General features: G+C 66.3%; 20 protein-coding genes and 1 tRNA gene. 11 read left to right on the forward strand and 10 right to left on the reverse strand.

The window, feature by feature from the left end:
* The coding region (locus IP90_RS16650) for a proprotein convertase P-domain-containing protein (RefSeq protein ID WP_158635347.1) at window positions 1-914 on the forward strand (914 nt) is incomplete at its 5' end.
* A gap of 758 nt (window positions 915-1,672) precedes the next feature.
* Complete coding sequence (locus IP90_RS12420; RefSeq protein WP_242007589.1) at window positions 1,673-3,904, forward strand: M4 family metallopeptidase; 2,232 nt, start codon at window positions 1,673-1,675, stop codon at window positions 3,902-3,904.
* A 124-nt stretch (window positions 3,905-4,028) separates the two neighbouring features.
* On the opposite strand, the gene IP90_RS12425 is transcribed toward IP90_RS12420, so the two are convergent.
* From IP90_RS12425 to wrbA, 4 genes are all read right to left on the reverse strand, one after another.
* Complete coding sequence (locus tag IP90_RS12425) at window positions 4,029-5,642, reverse strand: tetratricopeptide repeat-containing sulfotransferase family protein (RefSeq protein WP_144899981.1); 1,614 nt, start codon at window positions 5,640-5,642, stop codon at window positions 4,029-4,031.
* Window positions 5,643-5,744: 102 nt separating this feature from the next.
* On the reverse strand, window positions 5,745-6,233 hold the full coding sequence (locus tag IP90_RS12430; protein WP_144899982.1) for an asparaginase domain-containing protein: 489 nt from the start codon (window positions 6,231-6,233) through the stop codon (window positions 5,745-5,747).
* Window positions 6,234-6,284: 51 nt separating this feature from the next.
* Window positions 6,285-6,620 carry a DUF2069 domain-containing protein gene (locus tag IP90_RS12435; protein ID WP_144899983.1) on the reverse strand — a complete coding sequence of 112 codons (336 nt, stop codon included), beginning with the start codon at window positions 6,618-6,620 and terminating at the stop codon, window positions 6,285-6,287.
* Entirely contained in the window at window positions 6,620-7,213 is a 594-nt protein-coding gene (wrbA, locus tag IP90_RS12440) for an NAD(P)H:quinone oxidoreductase (RefSeq protein ID WP_144899984.1), read from the reverse strand. Before wrbA ends, IP90_RS12435 begins: the two co-directional genes overlap by 1 nt.
* Before the next feature lie 123 nt (window positions 7,214-7,336).
* Between wrbA and IP90_RS12445 the strand changes: the two genes are divergently transcribed.
* The 4 genes from IP90_RS12445 (at window position 7,337) to IP90_RS12460 (ending at window position 11,770) form a co-directional block, all read left to right on the forward strand.
* Window positions 7,337-8,611 carry a YihY family inner membrane protein gene (locus IP90_RS12445; RefSeq protein WP_144899985.1) on the forward strand — a complete coding sequence of 425 codons (1,275 nt, stop codon included), beginning with the start codon at window positions 7,337-7,339 and terminating at the stop codon, window positions 8,609-8,611.
* The gene (locus tag IP90_RS12450) at window positions 8,608-9,168 is read left to right on the forward strand and encodes a TlpA family protein disulfide reductase (protein WP_144899986.1); all 561 of its coding nucleotides are present in this window, start codon (window positions 8,608-8,610) and stop codon (window positions 9,166-9,168) included. Before IP90_RS12445 ends, IP90_RS12450 begins: the two co-directional genes overlap by 4 nt.
* A complete protein-coding gene (locus IP90_RS12455; RefSeq protein WP_144899987.1) occupies window positions 9,168-9,437 on the forward strand; it encodes an acylphosphatase in 270 nt (89 codons plus the stop codon). Before IP90_RS12450 ends, IP90_RS12455 begins: the two co-directional genes overlap by 1 nt.
* 209 nt (window positions 9,438-9,646) lie before the next feature.
* Window positions 9,647-11,770 (forward strand): M48 family metallopeptidase, encoded by a 2,124-nt coding sequence (locus tag IP90_RS12460; RefSeq protein ID WP_158635348.1) that lies wholly within the window; start codon window positions 9,647-9,649, stop codon window positions 11,768-11,770.
* Here the strand turns inward: IP90_RS12460 and ppk2 are convergent.
* The 6 genes from ppk2 to hemA all read right to left on the reverse strand — a co-directional run bounded on the left by ppk2 (window position 11,767) and on the right by hemA (window position 16,686).
* Window positions 11,767-12,543: a polyphosphate kinase 2 gene (gene ppk2, locus IP90_RS12465; protein WP_144900223.1), complete on the reverse strand. Its 777-nt coding sequence runs from the start codon at window positions 12,541-12,543 to the stop codon at window positions 11,767-11,769. The two genes, IP90_RS12460 and ppk2, sit on opposite strands and share 4 nt — an antisense overlap.
* Before the next feature lie 58 nt (window positions 12,544-12,601).
* Window positions 12,602-12,943, reverse strand: coding sequence for a helix-turn-helix domain-containing protein (locus IP90_RS12470; RefSeq protein ID WP_144899989.1), 342 nt, complete (start codon window positions 12,941-12,943; stop codon window positions 12,602-12,604).
* A 2-nt stretch (window positions 12,944-12,945) separates the two neighbouring features.
* The gene (gene moaB, locus IP90_RS12475) at window positions 12,946-13,464 is read right to left on the reverse strand and encodes a molybdenum cofactor biosynthesis protein B (RefSeq protein WP_144899990.1); all 519 of its coding nucleotides are present in this window, start codon (window positions 13,462-13,464) and stop codon (window positions 12,946-12,948) included.
* A 432-nt stretch (window positions 13,465-13,896) separates the two neighbouring features.
* Window positions 13,897-14,343 (reverse strand): GNAT family N-acetyltransferase, encoded by a 447-nt coding sequence (locus tag IP90_RS12480; protein ID WP_144899991.1) that lies wholly within the window; start codon window positions 14,341-14,343, stop codon window positions 13,897-13,899.
* Window positions 14,340-15,425: a peptide chain release factor 1 gene (prfA, locus tag IP90_RS12485; protein WP_144899992.1), complete on the reverse strand. Its 1,086-nt coding sequence runs from the start codon at window positions 15,423-15,425 to the stop codon at window positions 14,340-14,342. The genes IP90_RS12480 and prfA overlap by 4 nt, the downstream gene beginning before the upstream one ends.
* Window positions 15,415-16,686, reverse strand: coding sequence for a glutamyl-tRNA reductase (gene hemA / locus IP90_RS12490; protein ID WP_144899993.1), 1,272 nt, complete (start codon window positions 16,684-16,686; stop codon window positions 15,415-15,417). Before hemA ends, prfA begins: the two co-directional genes overlap by 11 nt.
* A 69-nt stretch (window positions 16,687-16,755) precedes the next feature.
* On the opposite strand from hemA, the gene IP90_RS12495 reads away from it, so the two are divergent.
* From IP90_RS12495 to IP90_RS12515, 5 genes are all read left to right on the forward strand, one after another.
* Window positions 16,756-18,489: a tetratricopeptide repeat protein gene (locus IP90_RS12495; RefSeq protein ID WP_144899994.1), complete on the forward strand. Its 1,734-nt coding sequence runs from the start codon at window positions 16,756-16,758 to the stop codon at window positions 18,487-18,489.
* A gap of 2 nt (window positions 18,490-18,491) precedes the next feature.
* The gene (gene lolB / locus IP90_RS12500; RefSeq protein WP_242007590.1) at window positions 18,492-19,211 is read left to right on the forward strand and encodes a lipoprotein insertase outer membrane protein LolB; all 720 of its coding nucleotides are present in this window, start codon (window positions 18,492-18,494) and stop codon (window positions 19,209-19,211) included.
* Window positions 19,208-20,065: a 4-(cytidine 5'-diphospho)-2-C-methyl-D-erythritol kinase gene (ispE, locus tag IP90_RS12505; protein ID WP_144899996.1), complete on the forward strand. Its 858-nt coding sequence runs from the start codon at window positions 19,208-19,210 to the stop codon at window positions 20,063-20,065. The genes lolB and ispE overlap by 4 nt, the downstream gene beginning before the upstream one ends.
* A 4-nt stretch (window positions 20,066-20,069) precedes the next feature.
* A tRNA-Gln gene (locus tag IP90_RS12510) sits at window positions 20,070-20,146 on the forward strand.
* Window positions 20,147-20,282: 136 nt separating this feature from the next.
* On the forward strand, window positions 20,283-21,242 hold the full coding sequence (locus IP90_RS12515; protein ID WP_144899997.1) for a ribose-phosphate diphosphokinase: 960 nt from the start codon (window positions 20,283-20,285) through the stop codon (window positions 21,240-21,242).
* Window positions 21,243-21,350: the final 108 nt, after the last annotated feature.

The raw sequence follows: 21,350 nt of genomic DNA on the forward strand, positions 1-21,350 counted from the left end.
CGCCGACGGCGGGCTTCAGTTCGAGCATCAATGGCCTGACGGTGCAGTTCACCGACAGTTCCAGCGACAGCGACGGCTCGATCGCCTCGCGCAGCTGGAACTTCGGTGATGGCACCACGTCCACGGCGACCAGCCCGAGCAAGGCGTACACGGCCGCGGGCACCTACAACGTCACCCTGACGGTGACCGACAACCAGGGCGCGACCGATACCGAGACCCAGTCGGTGACGGTCACCGGCGGCGGTGGCGGCAACGAGTTGCAGAACGGGGTGCCGCGTACCGGCATCAGTGGTGCGTCCAAGAGCAACCAGTACTTCACCCTGGTGGTGCCGGCCGGCGCCAGCAACCTGCGCTTTGTCACCTCCGGCGGCAGCGGCGATGCGGACCTGTATGCCAAGTTCGGCAGCCAGCCCAGCACGACCAGCTTCGACTGCCGTTCCGAAGGCTCGACCTCGGCCGAGACGTGCACGATCAGCAATGTGCAGGCCGGGACCTACCACGTGCTGGTGCATGCCTGGAGTGCGATCTCCAACGTCACCCTGACCGGCAGCTACGACACCGGTGGTGGCGGTACGCAGACCTACAGCAACACCACCGACTACCCGGTGACGGACTACACCACGGTGGACAGCCCGGTGACGGTGTCCGGTCGCAGCGGCAACGCGCCGAGCGATGCGTCGATCACGGTAGACATCCGGCACACCTACAAGGGCGACCTGAAGGTGGATCTGGTGGCGCCGGATGGCAGCCTGTACAACATCCACAACCGCAGCGGTGGCAGTGCCGACAACGTGCAGGGCACCTTCAGCCGCAACCTGTCGACCGAACCGCTCAATGGCACCTGGAAGTTGCGGGTCAACGACAACGGTCCGCAGGACACCGGCTACATCAACAGCTGGAGCGTCACCTTCTGAGTTGTTGCACTGAAGGCATCACGACCCCGGCCGTGGCCGGGGCCGTGATTGCTGTCCGGCGACATTTGCGATTCTTCGCCCGGTGCGCACGTGAATCCGGCAGTGCGTCACGCGTCGGCTGCGCGGCTGATGTTAGCGCTTCGTTAAGCCTTGCAATGAAATTCGCCCGCATGATAAAAATGTGACGAAAGTCACATTAAAAGGCTTGTTTTGCCGGGCGTGGAGCGTGAACCTGTCCTGAAGTGTCGTTCACCGTCACTTTCGGACATGGATGTCCGGCCTGGTAACGGCAGCCGGGTCACGATCCGGTTGCCGCAGCGGTCAGTCCATAGTTCGGGGATATCACGAATGTCGGATACCTACCCGCGTCGCGCGTACGTGTACGTGCATGCGCTCGCCGAAGATGCCGTAACTTGGGCATCGGTCGCGACTGGTCGCCAGTAATCCACTACGCCGCGGGGGCAACCACCGCGGCGTTTTTGTTTGGAGCGGTAGCGGAAGGAGTGAGTGAAAGGGAATGCGGCAACCCGGGCCATGCCAGGGTTGCCGGTTTGGATCGCTAGCCGGCTTGCGGTCCACAGGGGGTTGATGTGATTCGACAGGGCTGCGTCGCATTTGCGATGGGCCTTGGTGGCAGTTCTATTCGCCGGGAAAAAAAGAAGTCGCGCGCGCGCGATCCAAAATTTTTCCAATCCTGCAGGGACACACACATCATGAGAAGCACAAGGCAACGTTTGAGTCTTATCGCATTGTCTCCGTTGGCGCTCGCGCTGACGGTAGCCTCCGCCCAGGCCGCGCACCGCGTCGATCTGCAACGCCAGGATCTGTCGCAACTCAACCAGCAGTCGCAGGCCATCGCCGCTCGTGCCGGCACGCCCGCCAAAGCGGGCGATCGCCACGCGCAACTGGTGGGCCTGGATTCCGAGTCCAGCCTGAAGTTGCTGCGCTCCAGCCGCGACGATGACGGCTCGACCATCTACCGCTATCAGCAGCAGTTCCGGGGTATCCCTGTGTTCGGCGAGCACGTGATCGTGCGCGAAGGCAAGGACGGCAATGCCAATCGCCTGTTCGGTCGCAAGGTCGCCGGTCTTGCCAGCGAACTGCCGGCCGTCGCCGCCAGGATCCCGACCACGCAGGCGCTGGCCATCGCCAAGCGCGCCAGGCTCGGCAGTGCCCTGTCGAACAAGATCGTGCAGCGCGAAACCGTCAAGGAAGTCATATACGTCGGTGACGACGGCCGCGCGCGCCTGAGCTATGTCGTCAGCTTCTTCGCCGACGTGCCCAGGGGCGGTGCGCCGACGCGCCCGTTCGTGATCGTCGATGCGCAGAACGGCTCGATCCTCAGGCAGTGGGAAGGCCTGACCACGGCCGAAGTCGGCACCGGCCCCGGCGGTAACGAGAAAACCGGTCAGTACGAGTACGGCACTGATTTCGGCTTCCTGGACGTCCTGCAGGACGGTGCCAACTGCACGATGGACAACGCCGAAGTCCGCACGATCGACCTGAACCACGACGACACCTATCCGATCCCGACCGGCCAGGACGCGTTCCAGTACACCTGTCCGCGCAACACCTACAAGGCGATCAACGGTGCCTTCTCGCCGGCGAACGACGCGCACTATTTCGGTGGCGTGGTGTTCGACATGTTCAATGCCTATACCGGCCAGCCGCCGCTCACGCAGAAGCTGGAAATGCGCGTGCACTACGGCACCAGCTACGAGAATGCGTTCTGGGACGGCGTAGGCATGACCTTCGGCGACGGCGCGAGCACGTTCTACCCGCTGGTCAGCCTGGATGTGTCAGCGCACGAAGTCGGCCACGGCTTCACCGAGCAGAACTCCGACCTGATCTACGGCGAAGTACAGTCCGGCGGCATCAACGAGGCGTTCTCGGACATGGCCGGTGAAGCGGCCGAGTACTTCTTCAACGGCGGCACCAACGACTTCCTGGTCGGTGCGCAGATCTTCAAGGCCGAAGGCGAGGCACTTCGTTACATGGCCGACCCGCCGCTGGACGGCATCTCGATCGGCAGTGCCAACGACTGGTTCGACGGCATGGACGAGCACTATTCGTCGGGCGTCTACAACAAGGCGTTCTATACGCTGGCCACGACCGCCGGCTGGAACACGCAGACGGCGTTCGAGGTCTTCGCCAAGGCCAACCAGGATTACTGGACCCCGAGCGAGGACTTCTACACCGCAGTATGCGGCGTGGAATCGGCCGCCGAGGATCTCGGTCGCAATGTCGCCGACGTCACGGCCGCGTTTGCCGCCGTCGATGCCGAATGCGGCGGTGGCCCCGAGCCGCCGACGGTCGAACCGCTGACCAAGGGCGTGCCGGTCACCGGGCTGACGGCCAGCAGCGGTCAATCGTTGTACTACTCGCTGGTGGTGCCGGCAGGCGCGACCAACCTGACCTTCACCATGTCCGGTGGCACCGGCGATGCGGACATGTACATGAAGTTCGGCGAGCTGCCGACCGATGCCAACTGGGACTGCCGTCCGTACAAGAGCGGCAACGAAGAGGTATGCACGGTCGCGGCGCCGCAGGCCGGCACGTACAACGTCCGTCTCAAGGCGTACACGGCATTCTCGGGCGTGAGCCTGGTCGGTGATTACGCCACCGACGGCGGTCCCGGTGGCGAAGATCCGCAGACCTACACCAACGACACCGACGTGCCGATTTCCGACAACGCAACGGTTGCCAGCCCGATCACGGTTTCCGGCCGCACCGGCCGCGGACCGCAGGATGCGAGCATCACCGTGGATGTCATCCACACCTACCGTGGCGACCTGCGCGTCGACCTGGTGGCACCGGATGGCAGCAGCTACAACCTGCACAACCGCACCGGCGGCAGCGCCGACAACGTGCAGGGCACGTTCACCAAGAACCTGAAGAGCGAAAAGCTCAACGGAACCTGGAAGCTGCGCGTCAACGACAATGCGAGCGGCGATACCGGCTACATCAACAGCTGGAGCATCACGTTCTGATTTTGTCTTGCAGCATGCAACATGAAAAACCCCGGCTACGGCCGGGGTTTTTTTATTTCAGTAATGCAGGTGCCGACGGCCCACCACGTAGCGGAGCAGCTTCAGCAACAGGAAGCTGCTCGGCTCAGCGCTGCAACGCCTGCCGCAGCGGGTCCAGCAGCGCACCGTAGTTCGCGACACGGGACGTATCCCGGCGCAGCGGCTGGCGAACCTGCGACGCGCTGGGCGTACGCACGCTGCGTGGACTCTGATGGAATTCCAGGCAGCCCGCTTCGAAGGACAGGCGGCAGAATGCGAGCAGTTCTCGGATCTGCGGCTCGGGATCGACCAGCAGCGCTTCGTACGAACAGGTACGGATACGGGTCGGTGCGATGCGTTGCCAGTGATCCATCGCACGCGCGCAATCCTGCAGATATGCCGCGATATCGGCCAGGTCGCAGGAGAAATGCGGCCGGCGGTAGAACTGCTGCTTGAAGCAGGACCAGGCCGCTTCCAGTGGATCGCGCCGCGTGTCGATGATCGTGGCCCCCGGCAGCATCGCCCGCAGCACGCCAGTGAAAAGCCAGTTTTCCGGCATCTTGTCGGTGAAGCGTGGACGTTGCGCGCGCCAGCGTGCGGTGCGCTGCAGATAGTCGCGGCCGAGCCTGTGCCAGTCCTGCGCACCGGCCTCGGCAACCCAGCGCGGAAAAGCCTGGTTGCGGCGCAGCGATTCATCGCGCAGCACGTCGCCGAGATCGGACAGCTCGCTGGCGCCCTCGACCTGCGGATGCGTGGCGATGATCTGTTCGAACAGCGTGGAACCGGAGCGCGGCAATCCGACGATGAAGATCGCCTCGCTGCCCAGGTTCGGATCCAGCGGTTCCGGCAGGACCTCGCTCGCGGCAATCACCGCGCTGACGTAGTCGCGGAAGGTCGCCGCATTCCATGCGCCCATGCGACGCATCCGGGCATTGGCCTCGCTCAGCACGGCGAAGGCTTCCGGATAGCGCGCCTGGTCTTCGCAGACCTTGCCCAGGGCGTAGCCCATGGCGATGCGGTCGGGTTCGGCAATGTCGGCGCGCCGGAGCTGGGTCGACAACTGCTCGCGGTCGCTGTCGGACAAGGGCCGCATCTTGATGTTGGCCAGGCCGCGCCAGGCATCGCCGCAGGCCGGATGCAATCGCAGCGCGTCGCGATACCGTGCGCTGGCTTCATCGAAGCGGCCCAGGTGCGCGAGCGCGTCGCCGAGCAGGATCCGCGCCGGCAGGAAATCGGGCGCCAGGGTGCAGGCGTGCTGCAGCGCCGTTACGGCCGGCCCGGTACTGCCTTCCAGCTGCAGGTTGCGGCCCAGGTTGTACCAGGGCATCGGTTCGGTCGGTGCCAGTTCGCAGGCGCGTCGCCAGCTGTCGAACGCCGACTCGCGTTCGCCGCAACCCAGCAGCGCGCTGCCGAGATCGTTGTGGATCTGCGCGTCGTCCGGGCGTTGCGCCAAGGCGCGCTGCAGCACCGCCTTCGCATCGTCCGGGCGATTGCAGCGATTGTGGAGGATGCCGTACAGGCGCAACGCTTCGGGGTGTTCCGGCGTTGAGGCGAGCAGTTCGCCAAGCAGTGCTTCGGCTACCGGAACCGCACCGTCGCGGATCGCTCGGGCGACTGCGTGCATCTTCGGAATCGCATCGGCGGGCAAGCCGACCATGCGTGGTTCCACATGCGTGTTGTCGTTGCCGGCAGCCGGCGGTGCGGCACTGTGCGGGGGCATGCCTGGAATCCGTTCACCTAGACGGATCGATCATACGCGGACAGATCCTGCACCGGCTGGACCGGCAGTTGCGTTGCCGGGACGGGCGGTGCTTCGAATGCGTCAGCCGATGGCTTCGAAACGGTTGGCGGCGACGTTCTTGCGCACGGTGGCCGGGTCCCAGACGCGCCCATTCATGGCGATGTACACGCCGGCCGGCAACGACTGCACCGCGCCGACCGCAGTACCGATGTTGAACTCGGCATCCGAGCCGCGGAAACGCGCGGGGTTCAGCGCGCCGGTCAGCACGATCGTCTTGTCCTTGATCCCGGCCAGTACCTTGGCAGTCTCGACCATGCTGTCGGTGCCGTGCGTGACCAGCACGTGCCGTGCATCCTGCGCGGCGATGGCGGCGCGGATCAGTTCGCGGTCCTCGGCGTTGATGTGCAGCGAGTCCTTGCGGATGATCGGGATCACGCTGAAACGGAACGCCACGCCCAGCTCTTCCAGGATCCGGCCGATCTGCGGCTCGCCGACCTGGTAATCCGACTTGTCGTCGAAATACACCTTGTCGATGGTGCCGCCGGTGGTGACGATGAGCAGTTGTTCCATGGAAGCGTCCAGATGAATGTCGAAGGTGCAGCGAAACGTGCTGCGGGCAGTTTACTCTGCCGTCTTGTTCCTGCCGAAGCGCGCGCGCAGGCCCGGCAGGTTGGCGACGATGATGATGGCGACCGCAAGCAGGATCGCCAGCCAGGCGACGCCGCGATCTGCCGGCCGCGACCAGGCGACCATCACTCCGTGCGAAAACCACAGCAGCGCCAGCACGCCGGACCAGTAGCCGGCCTGCCGGCCGCCACGCAAGGCCGAGACGGCGAGCAGCAGCGGCGGCAGTGCGAAGAAGGCAACGGCGAACCATTCGGAGCCGCGCGCGAACCAGAACGCATACAGCGCCGCCAGCATCAGCAGCAGCATCGCGAGGGCAGGGCGATGGCGCATCACGCCGACAGTTTCGCGGCAATCGCGGCAAGACGCCGGCCGAGCGCGCGCGCGAGCGTGATTTCGTCCTCGCTCGGCTCGGGATCGTCGCTGCTGCCGGCGACATGGCTGGCGCCGTACGGCGTGCCGCCGGTGCGCGTCGTGGTCAACACCGGCTCGGTATAGGGAATGCCGACCAGCACGCAGCCGTGGTGCAGCAGTGGCGTCATCATCGACAGCAGCGTCGACTCCTGGCCGCCGTGCATGGTCGCGGTCGAGGTGAACACCGCCGCCGGCTTGCCGACGAGCGTACCGCTGGCCCATTCGGCACCCAGCGAATCGATGAAATGCTTCATCGGCGCGGCCATGTTGCCGAAGCGGGTCGGGCTGCCGATCGCAAGCCCCGCACACTCGGCCAGGTCGCGTTTATCGACATAGGGCGCGCCGTCCGTTGGTACCGGCGGCGTCGCGATTTCCGTGGTCGATGCCACCGGCGGTACGCTGCGGATGCGCGCGGCCATGCCGTCGATCTCGCCGATGCCGCGCGCGATGTGGCGCGCCAGTCGGGCCACCGAGCCACCGCGGCTGTAGTAGAGCACCAGGATGTCGGGCATGCGGACCTCGGGCGAAGAACCGTGAATAGTTTGACAGGGTTCCGCTTGGCGGGATGCGCTTTCATCGTGCCATCGTCCCGCCGCATCGGACAGCGTGGAGGGGCGCTCTGCTACGCTTCGCCCATGGAACCCCTCGATTCCTGGAACCGCTGGAGCGATCGCCTGCGCGATCGCGCGCGCGCCAGTACCTTCTTCCGTTTCCTGTGGCGTCGCTTCCTCGACGACCGCCTGTTCGAGGCGGCGGGCTCGCTGTCGTACACGACCGTGTTCGCGCTGGTGCCGCTGAGCATCGTGGTGTTCGGCGTGCTGTCGGCGTTCCCGGTATTCGACCGGTGGAGCGAGATGCTCAGCGACTACATCTTCTCCAATTTCGTACCGTCCTCGGCGCGCGCGGTCGAGGATTACCTCAGGGGCTTTTCGAAAAGTGCGGGCCAGCTAACCGCCATCGGCATCGTCGCGCTGGTGGTGTCGCTGCTGATCACCCTGACCGGCGTGGAAACCACGTTCAACCGCGTCTGGCGCGTGGAGATCGCGCGCCCCCGGCTGAGCCGGTTCCTGGTGTACTGGACCGTGCTCACGCTCGGCGCGCTGGTCGCCGCGGCGAGCCTGGCACTGTCGGCGCAGTTCTTCGCGCTGGCGATCTTCGACACCGAGCCCGGACGCTGGCTGGAAGACCTGATGTTGCGGCTGACGCCGATGCTGATCGAACTGGCCGCGTTCGCGGCGATCTATCGCGTCGTGCCGCACCGCACCGTGCAATGGCGGCACGCGATCGCCGGCGCGCTGCTGGCGGTGCTGGTGTTCGAGGCGATCAAGACCGGGCTGGGCCTGTTCCTCGGCAGTGCCGGTGCATACCAGAAGATCTATGGCGCGGTCGCGTTCGTGCCGATCTTCCTGCTGTGGATCTACCTGAGCTGGGTGGCGGTGCTGCTGGGCGCGTCGTTCGCATCGTCGATGTCGGCTTTCCGTTACCAGCCGGCGACGATGCGCCTGCCGCAGGGTCACGAGCTATATGCCCTGCTGCGCCTGCTGGGACGATTCGATGCGCAACGCGCACAGGGACGAGGTCTGCACACCGACCAGATCCAGCTCATGGAGCCGATGCTCACCGACGCATTGGTGCAGCACATGCTGGCCCAGCTCAGCGGGATCGGGCTGCTCAGTCGCGCCGAAACCGGCGAGTGGCTGCTGGCACGCGACCTGGACACGTTGACCATGGCCGAGTTGTACGAGGCCTGCAATCTGCGTATTCCGATCGCCGAAGCCGTGCTGCCGTGCCACGATGATTCGCTCGGCAAGGCGGCGCTCGAGGCCGTCGATGAACTGCGCCTGCCGTTACGCGACCTGCTCAGGAAACGCGTGGGCGATCTCTACAAGACCGGGAAGGAAAGCGCATGACCGCGAACAAACTGTCGTTCCTGCTGATCGCGGCCCTGCTTGCCGCATGCGCCAGGCCCAGCGGCGAAGAGGCCTCGCAGCCGGCCCGGACAAAGAGTCCGGAAGCGCCAGCCGAACCCGCTGCCACGCCGACACCGACCGTGCCGACGCTGCAACTCGCCACCCTCGATGGAAAACCCTTCGACCTGGCCACGCATCGCGGCCGGTGGGTAGTGGTCAACTTCTGGGCAACCTGGTGCGCGCCGTGCCTGAAGGAAATGCCGGAGTTGTCGGCGCTGGATGCGATGCGCGAGCACATCGAAGTGGTCGGCCTGGCCTACGAGGAAATCGAGCCGGAAGCGATGCGCGCGTTCCTGGTCGAACATCCGGTCGCGTATCCGGTGGCGATCCTCGATGTATACGATCCGCCGAAGGATTTCGAAACGCCGCGCGGCCTGCCGATGACCTACCTGATCGCGCCGGACGGCAAGGTGGCCAAGCGTTTCCTCGGCCCGGTGACCGCGAAGGAGATCGAAGCGGCCATCGCCGCCGCGGGCGGGCCGAAAGTAGGCGCGTGATGGCCGCCGCACGCTTCCTCGTCAGCGGCAAGGTGCAAGGAGTTTTCTTTCGCGCCTCGACGCGCGAACAGGCGCTGCTGCACGGCCTGCGTGGACATGCGAAGAACCTGCCGGATGGTCGCGTCGATGTGCTGCTCGTTGGCGAAGCAGCGGATATCGAAGCAGTCGCGCTGTGGCTGCAGCAGGGGCCTCCGATGGCGCGGGTGCATGCGGTGGAGCGCGTAGACGTCGAGGAAGCAACCGGCCCTGCGGGCTTCCTCACGGACTGATGCACGCGGCCCACGTGCCGCCAATCCTCGTGGTGATCGCCACGGACTTTGCAGTAGGATGCGGCGCGGGGACGGGGATTCATTCCTGCAGGTGACCGCGAGGGTGGCCGGGTGGGCCGCGCAGTCGGGTATTCGTGGCGCAAGGGGGCGCGCGCATGCAGCAATCGGCGACAAGCCTGCAATCCGGCGCGGATTGCAGCGAAGAAGCGATGCCTGCGCCAGCAGCACTGCTGGCGCGGATTCCACCGGGGGCGGTGCAGCGACCACGCAGCAAGCCTTTGTACCAGCTCAGCCTGGGCCTGGTGACCTTGTTCTGCGTGCTGGTGCCGGTGATCTACGCCGGCCTGGTCATCGGTGTCGGCTGGCTATTGCATGGCTATTACACCGGCCCGGCAATGGAGCTCGAGCGCGGCGGCATCATCGGTCGCCTGCTGGTGTTCATCGTCCCGGGATTCGTCGGCGTCGTCGTCATCCTGTTCATGCTCAAGCCTTTTTTTGCGCCGCGGGCCAAACAACACCCGCCAGTGCAACTTGCCGACAACGAAGAACGGCAATTCGTTGCCGCCATACACGCGCTGTGCCGGGCCATTGGCGTGCGGCCCCCCAGTGCGATCCAGCTGAACTACCAGGTCAATGCCTGGGTGCAGTTCGAGCATGGCCTGCGGGGACTGCTCGGCGGACGCAAGCAGCTGAGCATCGGCCTGCCGCTGGTGGCAGGTCTGAGTTCGCGCCAGCTGGTGGGCGTGCTGTCACATGAGTTCGGGCATTTCGCGCAAGGCGCGGGCATGCGTTGTTCATTCGTCATCAACACGGTGAACCGTTGGCTCGAATCGCGCGCCTATCATCCCGACGAATGGGATGAACGTCTGGAGCGTTGGGGCGAGGAGAGCGACAACTTCTACGTATACCTGCTTACCGGTACGGCAAGCCTCGGGTTGTGGGTGACGCGATTGCTCATGCGCGGTCTGTTCCAGATCAGCTTCCGCATCAGCCGGCGGCTGTCGCAGGAAATGGAGTTCGATGCCGACCGTTACGAAGCGCTGGTTTCGGGCAGCGCCTGCTTTCGCGCCACTGCGTTGCAGCTGCGCGCGCTTTCGCGCGCATTCCGGGAAGCCGACGGCAGCAATGCGCTGGCGTGGCGCGAGGGCAAGCTCGCAGCCGACCTGCCGGCCGCGGTGAAGTCCAGGCTGGAACACCTGGATGCCGCGGCATGGACCAGTCTGGCCGATGAGCTCGATGGCAATGTCGAAACCAGATACTGGGATTCCCATCCCGCCGACCAGAGCCGCATCGCCAATGCCGAGCGATTGCAGGCGCCCGGGTTGTTCCTGGACGAGCGTCCCGCCAGCCTGTTGTTCGACAACTTCGCGGCCTTGTCGGCGCGGGTCACGCAAAGCTATTACCGCGACATGGGCCTGAGTTATTCGCCGCAGCAACTGGTGGATGCCGGCGAGGTGCTCGAACTCAACAAGCTGCCGGCCGCTGCCGAAGCGGCATTGAAACGTTACGGCAACGACATGCTCGATGATTGCCGGCTGTTGTCGCCAGAGGCGGCAGGCATGCCCGAATGGGCCGGTCTGGGCTGGCAGGAATGCATCGACCAGCTCCGCGGCATGGCGCCCGATGTGGTCCCGGCCTGGCAGCGGCTGCGTCAGCAGGACAAGCGGCGCAGGACCTTGGCGTTCTGGCTGGTATTGATCGACCAGCACCTCGAGTTCCGCATGCCCAACGGGGCGGAACCGGATGCCGCGCAGCTGCGCATCGAATACGCGCAGCTGCAGGCGCCCGGGCACGCCGACCTGCGCCTGGTGCGGCGGGCGCTGGCGCTGTTCGCGCGACGGATCGAATGTGCCATGTCGGCGATGCCCGTCGACGCGCAGGCCGTGGCACGGCAACGGTCGAAGTTGATCCAGTCGTTGCATGACCTGTCGCCGCGCCGTGAGGAAATGTCGGAATTGCGTTGCAGCGTCGATGCGCTGGGTCGTGGCCGCGGGCGCGGCGGCGAAGACGAGGCCATCCTCGAGGCGATGTACGAACTGGCCCACCGTTACCACGATCGCTGCCAGGAATGGCTGGGGCGCGCCGCGGGCGTGCCGGTCCCGGGCAGCGATCGCGACCTGCGCCAGTACCTGCTATCCCGCTGCGCGAAGGTGATCGATGCGCACGGCGACCGCCTGGCGTACTTGCGTGCGATGTCGCCCATGGACGATGCCGTCGCGCATCTGTACCGGGAAAACCTGGCCGAGCTGGCCATGCTCGCGGAAGCCGCGGAAAAGGCAGCCGGCATACGCCCGATCAGACTCTGGAATCCGCCTGCAGGCGCGGGGTCCTAGGCGTCGAAAGCCGCGATCGGCTTCAATACCCGGTACCGCTCCTTCAGCGGCTTGCCTGGCAGCGGCGGGAATGCCGGCGTCGTCTCAGGCACGTGCGTGTCGGGCAGGCGGTCGAGCAGGTTGCGGATCAGGGTCAGCCGACCGCGCTTCTGGTCGTTGAAGTCGACCAGCGTCCACGGCGCGATGTCGTTGTGCGTGGCCTTGAGCATCGCGTCGCGCGCACGCGTGTACTCGGCGTACTGGCTGCGTGCCTCGACATCGACGGGCGATAGCTTCCAGCTTTTCAACGGATCCCGCAGCCGCTCGGCGAAACGTTCCTCCTGTCGCGCCTGATCGCAGCACAGCCAGTACTTGAACAGCAGGATGCCGTCATCGACGAGTTGCTTCTCGAACGCCGGCGCCTGCTGCAGGAAAGCCTTGACCTGCGCGTCGCTGACAAAGCCCATCACCTTCTCGACGCCGGCACGGTTGTACCAGCTGCGGTCGAACAGCACGATTTCGCCGGCGGCGGGCAGTTGCGCGGCATAGCGCTGGAAATACCATTGCGTCGACTCGCGCTCTCCCGGTTTCGGCAGCGCGACCACGCGGCACTGGCGCGGATTGAGGTATTCGCGGACCGCGTCGATCGTGCCGCCCTTGCCGGCCGTATCGCGGCCTTCGAACAGCACCACCAGTCGCCGGCCAGTAGCGGCGATCCAGCGTGCCATCGCGACCAGGTCGACCTGCATCGGTTCCAGCAGTGCCTCGTATTCCTTGCGCTTGAGCTGCTTCATCGCGGCCTCTGTGGATGGCACGTCGGATGGGATCCCGGCTCCGCGGAGGGCGCCCCGGCTACGGCTTCCGTCGCGTTGCGCGTGTGCCGGCCATGCTGCGCGACACTTCCAGCAGCGCACCCTGTTGCCGGGTATTGAGCGCGCGGTAGGCGGCCAGCAGGTCGTGCTCGCCCTGGGTGCGGGCCGGATCGAGCGTGCGCGCCAGTTCCGCCAGCAAGGCGCCAGCCGGGACGCCGAACGTCCTCGCCAGCGCATCGAGCTGATCCTTGCCGGGCAGCTTTTCGCCGCGCAGCCAGGCCGATACGGTGGCCGCGCCCGCACGCGGTATCGCGGTGGCGATGTCGGTGGCGCTGAGGCCACGTGCTTTGGCAAGCAAGCGCAAGGTGGCATCGATCGACATCTTCACTCCTTCAGCCGCGGCTTCAAGGTGGCGAGATTGCAGGGCCGGGTACGCGCATCGAGTTGCGTGCGGATGATCTTTTCCCACGCGGTGCGGCAGGCCGAGGTCGAACCGGGCAGGCAGAACACGAAGGTCGCATTGGCCAGGCCCGCGAACGCGCGCGACTGCAGCGACGACGTACCAATCTCCTCGAACGAGATCGCGCGGAACAATTCGCCGAAGCCCGGCATCTCCTTGTCGAGCAGCGGCAGCAGGGCTTCCGGTGTCGAATCGCGGCCGGTGAAGCCGGTGCCGCCGGTGACCAGCACGCCATCGATGTCGGGATCGGCGATCCATTGCGAGACCACGGCGCGGAGGCGATAACGGTCGTCGGGCAGCAGCGCGCGGTCGGCGAGCCGGTGGCCCGCGTCCTGCAGTGCGGATGCCAGGTAGTCGCCGGAAGTGTCGGTTTCAGGCGTGCGCGAATCCGACACGGTGAGCACGCAGAGGTTCAGAGCGATGGAGTTGGGGATGGCAGTCATGGGGCAAGCCTAGCGCATGGTGGCAACGCATGCCGTGGTCGCCTGCCGTTATGCAGACGTCGGAAAGCCTGGATCCTGGCTTTCGCCGGGATGACGGCATGAATCGTATGCCGCTTGCATGCAGCTGGTGGCATGGAAAGCAAAGCTTCCGCCTTGCGGCGGGTCACTTTCCTTGCGGGCCCACTGCGTGCGCCGGGAGCGCGCGCGAACGGCGAAGCCGGCCCGAAGGGTGAGCGGCATGGACGGCGCGAATCAAGAAAGTAACCAAAAGATAAGGGCCCGAAACCTCATTGGCAGACGTCGTTGTCGTGGCCCACGAGTGATGAGCTTCATTCGTGGCGGCTGACATTCCTTCTGTTGCTTCGACATTTGCCCGTGGATATTTGGGGCAAGGACCGTAGCCGGTTGCGTGGCGCTTATCGGCTACGCGAACTACTTGAGCGCCAGCGAGTACCACTGCGTCTCGTCCTCGTGCCAACCCGCATTGCGATATAGCGCGCGTGCCGGCGCGTTGTCGCGAGTCGTCTCCAGTACGATGCTGCGCGCGCCGTCGTTGCGCGCGAAGTCGGCGGCAGCGTCGAGCAGGGCGCGTGCGACGCCGCCGCGCCGCGCGCGGGCATCCACGTAAAGATCGTTGAGGATCCAGGTTCGCGCCGTGCCGACCGAGGAGAACATCGGATAGAGCTGTACGAAGCCGACGGCCTTGCCGCCGCCTGTGGCCAGCAGCACGATCGATTCGTTGGCCTGCATGCGCGCCTGCAACCATTCGCGCGCACGCTGCAGGTCGGACGGCTGGCCGTAGAAGCGGCGGTAGGCGTCGAACAGCGGCGCGACCGCGTCGATATCTACCAGCGTGGCGCGTGTGATGTGCATGGTCATGCGGCCTCGGTCATGCGGGCGAGTTCGTCGGCCTGGTGCTCGCGGCTGAGCCGTTCGATCAGCGCATCCAGGTTGCCTTCGAGCACGTTGGGCAGGTCGTACAGGGTCAATCCCTCGACACGGTGGTCGGTGATGCGGCCCTGCGGATAGTTGTAGGTGCGGATGCGCTGGCTGCGGTCGCCACTGCCGACCTGCAGTTTGCGGTCCTGCGCCTGCGCGGCTTCGCGCTTGGCGATCTCGGTCTCGACCAGCATCGCCTTCAGGCGCTTCATCGCCTTGTCGCGATTGGCATGCTGCGAGCGTTCGGTCTGGTTCTCCACCACCACGCCGCTGGGCACGTGGGTGATGCGGATCGCCGATTCGGTCTTGTTGACGTGCTGGCCGCCGGCACCGGAAGAACGGAAGGTGTCGATCCGCAGGTCGGCCGGATTGATTTCGATCGCGATATCGCTGGTGTCCTCGGCGATGATCGCCACCGTCGCTGCCGAGGTATGGATGCGGCCCTGCGATTCTGTTTCCGGCACGCGCTGCACGCGATGCGTGCCGGATTCGAACTTGAGCCGGGAGTAGGCGCCGCGACCCTCGATGCGGGCGACGATTTCCTTGTAGCCGCCATGCTCGCCGGGACTGGCCGATTCGATCTCGACCTTCCAGCCCTGGCGCTCGGCATAGCGCGCGTACATGCGGAACAGATCGCCGGCGAAGATCGCTGCTTCGTCGCCGCCGGTGCCGGCGCGTACTTCCAGGTACAGGCCACCGTCGTCGCGCGCGTCGCGGGGTACCAGGAACGCCATCAATTCGTTGTCCAGCGCTTCCAGGCGCGCGCTGGCCGCGGCGATTTCCTCTTCGGCCAGTTCGCGCATTTCAGGATCGCCGCGCATCGCTTCGGCGCTGGCGAGGTCGTGCCGGGCCTTCGCCTCGCGCGCCAGCGCGTTGGCGACCGGTTCCAGTTGCGCGAACTCGCGCGAATGATTGCGGAAGCGTTCGGCGTCGGCGATCACGCCTGGATCCGACAGCAGCCGTTCCAGTTCCTCGCGCCGTTCGGCCAATGCCTCAAGCTTGCGGCGCAGGTTAGCTTGCATCGTCTTGTTCGTTGTCCGTCAGTGGCGGGAACAGCTTGTCGGCGGCGCGTGCCAGCTCGCTATCGCCGGCCAGCGCCGCTTCGCGCAGCGCCACGGTCGGCGCATGCAGCAGGCGATTGGTCAGCGTGTGCGCGAGCAGGTCGAGCACGGCGTTGGGGTCGGTGCCGGCGGCCAGTTCGCGCCGTGCCTTGGCCAGCGCTTCCGTGCGCGCACTGTCGCCGTGCGCGCGCAGGCGTTTCAGCGGCGCATGGCGCGCGCTGGCGTTGCTGGTTTCGATGAAGCGGGCGGCCTGCAGGTCGATGATCGCCTCGGCTTCGGCCGCCGCTTCACGGCGGCTGCGGCGGTTGTCCTCAACGGCGCGCTCCAGGTCGTCGATGGTGTAGAGGAAGGCGTCCTTGAGTTGCGCGACATCCGCGTCGATGTCGCGCGGCACGGCCAGGTCCATCAGCATCATCGGCCGGTGCCGGCGAGTCGCCAATGCATTCTGTACCTGCGCACGCTTGACCACGGTGTCGCGGCTGGCGGTGGCCGACAGCACCAGGTCGGCTTCGGCCAGGTGGCGCTCCAGTTCGGCCAGCGGCAATGCGACGCCGCCGTGGCGCGAGGCGATGTCCTGAGCGTGCGCCAGCGTGCGGTTGGCGATCAGCAGGCGCTTAACCTTGCCTTCGCTGAGATGACGCGCAGCCAGTTCGATGGTCTCGCCGGCGCCGATCAGCAGCGCGGTCGATTCGTCCAGCCTTGCGAATGCGTTCTGCGCCAGACGCACAGCTGCCGAGGCCACCGATACCGGATGCGCGCCGATGCGGGTGTCGGTGCGCGCGCGCTTGGCGGTGGCGAAGGCCTGCTGGAACAGGCGGTCGAGTCCGCTGCCTAGAGTGCCGGCCGCGCGTGCCGCGGCCCAGGCATCCTTCACCTGGCCGAGGATCTGTGGCTCGCCGAGCACCAGCGAATCCAGGCCACTGGCGACGCGGAACAGATGACGCACCGCATCCAGGTCGTGATGGCCGTAGAGGTAGGCGTGCAGGTCCTCGCTGCCATCCGGATGCGTGGCCAGCCACTGGCGCACGCTGCTGCCGTCGTCGTCGACCACCGCGTACAACTCGGTGCGGTTGCAGGTGGAAAGCAGCGCGACTTCGCGCACCGGCGGCAACGCGCGGACCGCGGCCAGCGCGGCCGGTACTGCGGCGGCGTCGAACGCGACGCGCTCGCGCAGGCTGACCGGCGCGGTCTGGTGGTTCAGTCCCAATGCGTACAGCGGCATATTCAGCGGCTTGCGATTAAGCTAGCGATTCACTTCCAAGCGGCCATTTTACCGGCCCCCGGTCGCCTGATGCCCGTATTCGTTGGTTTTCTCCGCAGCAAGGTCGTGAGCCCGTATCCGGGACGCGCGAACCGGCGCTGGGTGAGCGTCCGCAGCCTGCTCGCGGTCTTCTGGCTTGTATTGCTGCTGGGCACGCAGGCCTGGGCCGCGAAACCGGTCAAGCCGCCGGCAGGTGCGCTGGAACCGGTCATCGCCGGCGAATTCGCGCTGCAGGGCGGGCAACTGGACGAGGCCGCGCGCTGGTATCTGGAAGCCGCCCGCGTTTCTGGCGATACCGGCCTGGCCGAGCGTGCGACCCGTATCGCCCTGCTTGCCAATGACGATGCCCGCGCCGCCGAGGCGCTCGACCTCTGGCGCCGGCAGTCGCCGAATTCGCTGGCGACGCGTACCGCCGAAGCCACGCTGTCGCTGCGTCGTGGCGATGCCAGGGCGGCGCGGCGGCAGCTGGAAGCGTTGCTGCGCGATCCGGACAAGTCCGCCTGGGCGCATGCCTTCGTGGCGCTGGGCAGCGGCGCCAAGGATCCCAAGCTGGCCGCGCGCCTGCTCGGCGAGATGATCGACGACAACGCGATCCCCAACCAGCTGCAGGCCTGGCTGGCCTTCGGTGGCCTGGCGCAGCGGCTCGACGAGCAGGCGCTGGCCGAGCGCATCGTCGGCGAAGTGGTGCAGCGATTCCCCGGCGAGCCGCGCGTGGCGCTGCTGCGCGCCAGCCAGCTGCGCGAAGCCGGCAAGACCGCGGAAGCCCGGGAAGCGCTGGCCCGGTTGATGCCGAAGGCAGAACGCGATCCCGACATCCGGCGCGCGATGGCAGCCGAATACGACCAGCTCGGCGACCCGGTCGCCGCCGCTGGCGTGCTGTCGCAAGGCCCACAGGACGATCGCAGTTATGGGATGCGCGCCTCGCTGCTGGCCAAGTCCGAGGACAACGCCGCCTTGACCGCGCTGTACGACGAGTTGCGCAAGCAAGGCACGCAGCCGAATCCCTCGCGGCGCCTGTTGCTGGGCCAGATCGCCGAATTCCTGGAACGCTACGACGAGGCGCTGGAGTGGTATCGCGGCGTGCCGGGCGGGCAGGAGCGTTGGGAGGCACGACTGCGCACGGTCAACGTGCTGCACAAGCTCGAGCGCCGGGACGAGGCCTACGCCGAGGTGCGCAAGCTGCAGTCCGACGCCAGCGCCGACGAGGAAGTGCGCCGCAACGCCTATCTGCTCGAGGCCGAACTGCGCACCGAGGACAAGGACGATGCCGGCGAGCTGGATGTCTACGCGCGTGGGCTGGCCGCGTATCCTGACGACGGCGCGCTGCTGTATTCGCGCGCGCTGGCCTGGGAGCGCCGCGACCGGATCGATCGCGCCGAGGCGGACCTGCGCAAGCTGCTGGTCGCCGATCCGGAAAACGTCGCTGCGCTCAACGCGCTCGGCTACACACTCGCCGATCGCACCACGCGATACGCCGAGGCGATGGAACTGATCGATCGCGCCCGTGCCGCCGAGCCCGGCAACGCGGCGATCATCGACAGCCACGGCTGGGTGCTGTATCGCCTCGGTCGCAACGAGGAAGCGCTGGTGCAGCTGCGGCGCGCGTTCACCCTGCAGAAGGATCCGGAAATCGCCGCGCACATCGGCGAGGTGTTGTGGATGACCGGCCGCAAGGAGGAAGCGCGCAGGTATTTCGACGAGGCACGCAAGCTCGATCCGGAAAACCGCTCGCTGAAGCGCGCCTTGTCCAAGACCGGCGCGTGAGGATGTCGATGCTTCCAGAACACGCGCGCTTCGCCGCAGCAGTCGAAAACATGCCATTCCATCCTGCACTGGCAGGGCGCAACACGCTGCTGCTCGCTGTCATGGCGCTGCTGCTCGCTGCCTGCGTGCCACGGACCGTGCGCGCGCCATTGCCGTCGCTGTCGCCGCAGGAACTCGCCGACGCGCAGGCGCGGCAAGCCACGCATGAAGCAAAGATCCGCGCGGTGCCGTCCTGGTCGCTGCACGGACGGGTCGCCTTGTCCAACGGACGCGACGGCGGCAGCGGCAGCCTCGACTGGCGCCAGCAGGGCGACACCTATGAAGTCTCATTGAGCGCGCCGGTGACGCGGCAGAGCTGGCGTCTCAGTGGCGATGCCGCCGCGGCTCGACTGGAAGGCCTGGAAGGCGGCACGCGCACCGGCAGCGATCCGGAGCGATTGCTGCGCGAAGCGACCGGTTGGGAAATTCCGGTGGCCGCGCTGTCGTCCTGGGTCCGTGGCGTGCGCGCCGACGAGGCTGTTTTCGGTCCGGCCACGTTGGCCTTCGGATCCGACCACCGCCTCGCCCGCATCGAGCAGGCAGGCTGGACCATCGACTACAGCGCATGGCAGATGCAGGCCGGAAACGACGGCTTCGCCTTGCCGAACCGCCTCAACGCGCAGCGCGACCAGGCCCGGGTGCGGCTGGTCGTGGATCGCTGGGACGGCGCAGGCGCACCATGAGCGGCGCCGACTGGTCGGTCTGGCCAGCGCCGGCCAAGCTCAACCTGTTCCTGCGCATCACCGGGCGCCGTGCCGACGGCTATCACCAGTTGCAGACCGTGTTCCGGCTGCTGGAATGGGGCGACACCCTGCGGCTGCGCGTGCGCGGAGACGGCCAAATTCATCGACATGGCGAATCGGCGCCGGCGGTGGCCGCACATCGGGATCTGGCGGTGCGCGCCGCCGAAATCCTGAAAAAGCACGCCAAAATCAGTGAAGGTGCCGATATCGTCCTCGAAAAACGGATCCCGGTCGGTGGCGGCTTCGGTGGCGGCTCGTCCAACGCCGCCACCGTGCTGGTGGCGCTGAATCACCTCTGGGGACTGGACTTGCCGGTCGATGAACTGGCCGAGTTGGGCCTGCGGCTGGGCGCCGACGTGCCGGTCTTCGTCCGCGGCGAGAACGCCTGGGCAGAGGGCGTGGGCGAGGAACTGACCCCGATGGCGTTGCCGCCGGCCTGGTACGTGCTGGTGGCTCCGGGCGTTCATGCCGCCACCGCGGAGTTATTCCAAGCCCCTGAATTGACGCGCGATTCGCCGCCCGCGACAATGTCCGACTTCGTTTCGGGTGTTCCGCTCGGCAATGCGTTCGAGCCGGTGCTGCGCCGCCGCGAGCCGGCCGTGGAGGCCGCCTTCGCAGCGCTGTCGCGGATCGGCACGCCACGCCTGACCGGGTCGGGCAGCGGCTGTTTCGTTGAATTCGTCGATCGCGACGCGGCCGAAGCCGGACTGGCGGCATTGCCGCCAGGCCTGCAAGGCTGGATCGCGCGGGGCGCAACGGAATCGCCATTGCACAGGGCGCTTGGAACCAGGTAACCGCAGGGGCGTCGCCAAGAGGCCCAAGGCACCAGGTTTTGATCCTGGCATTCGTAGGTTCGAATCCTACCGCCCCTGCCAAATTTTGCGGGAATGGAGAATCGGGAATAGGGAATCGTAAAAGCAGTCGTCGTTTCACCGCTTTTACGATTCCCTATTCTCAATTCCCGATTCCCGTTCCACTCACCCGCAACGGTCAGAGCGACGCGGAGTAAAAATGCAAGACGATCGCAACCTGCTGGTGTTCAGCGGCAATGCCAACCGGCCGCTGGCGATGTCGGTGTGCAAGGAACTGGGCATCCGCATGGGCAAGGCGCTGGTCGGGCGCTTTTCCGATGGCGAGGTGCAGATCGAGATCGAGGAGAACGTCCGCGGCCAGGACGTCTTCGTGCTGCAGCCGACCTGCGCGCCCAGCGCGGAGAACCTGTTCGAACTGCTGGTGCTGGTGGACGCGCTCAAGCGCGCCTCGGCCAGCAAGGTGACCGCGGTGGTGCCGTACTTCGGTTATGCGCGCCAGGACCGGCGCCCACGATCGGCGCGCGTGCCGATCACCGCCAAGGTCGCCGCGCAGATGTTCTCGACGGTGGGCACCGACCGCGTGCTGACCATCGACCTGCACGCCGACCAGATCCAGGGTTTCTTCGACGTGCCGGTCGACAACGTCTACGCCTCGCCGCTGCTGCTGGCCGACATCTGGCGCACGCACGGCACCGACAACCTGGTGGTGGTATCGCCGGACGTCGGCGGCGTGGTGCGTGCCCGGGCCATCGCCAAGCGCCTCGACGACGCCGACCTGGCGATCATCGACAAGCGCCGGCCGAAGGCCAACGTCGCCACGGTGATGAACATCATCGGCGACGTGTCGGGCAAGGCCTGCGTGCTGGTTGACGACATCGTCGACACCGCCGGCACGCTGTGCGCGGCGGCGGGTGCGCTGAAGGCGCAGGGCGCGATCAAGGTGGTCGCGTACTGCACGCATCCGGTGCTGTCGGGCGCGGCGATCGACAACCTGACCGGCTCGCAGCTGGACGAACTGGTCGTCACCGACACCATCCCGCTGTCGGCGGCGGCACGGGCCTGCGGCAAGATCCGCCAGCTCAGCGTCGCGGAACTGCTGGCGGAGACGATCCGGCGCATCGCGTTCGGCGAGTCGGTGAGTTCGCTGTATGTGGATTGAAAGCCGGGATTTCGAGAATGGGGAATAGGGAATCGTTTTAAAACAAGAGCTGTCATCCCGAGCGTGGCGAGGGATCCGCTTTCAACGATTCTCCATTCCCGATTCCCG

Origin of the sequence: Luteimonas cucumeris, assembly GCF_007830035.1 — a bacterium.
GTDB classification, from domain to species: domain Bacteria; phylum Pseudomonadota; class Gammaproteobacteria; order Xanthomonadales; family Xanthomonadaceae; genus Luteimonas_C; species Luteimonas_C cucumeris.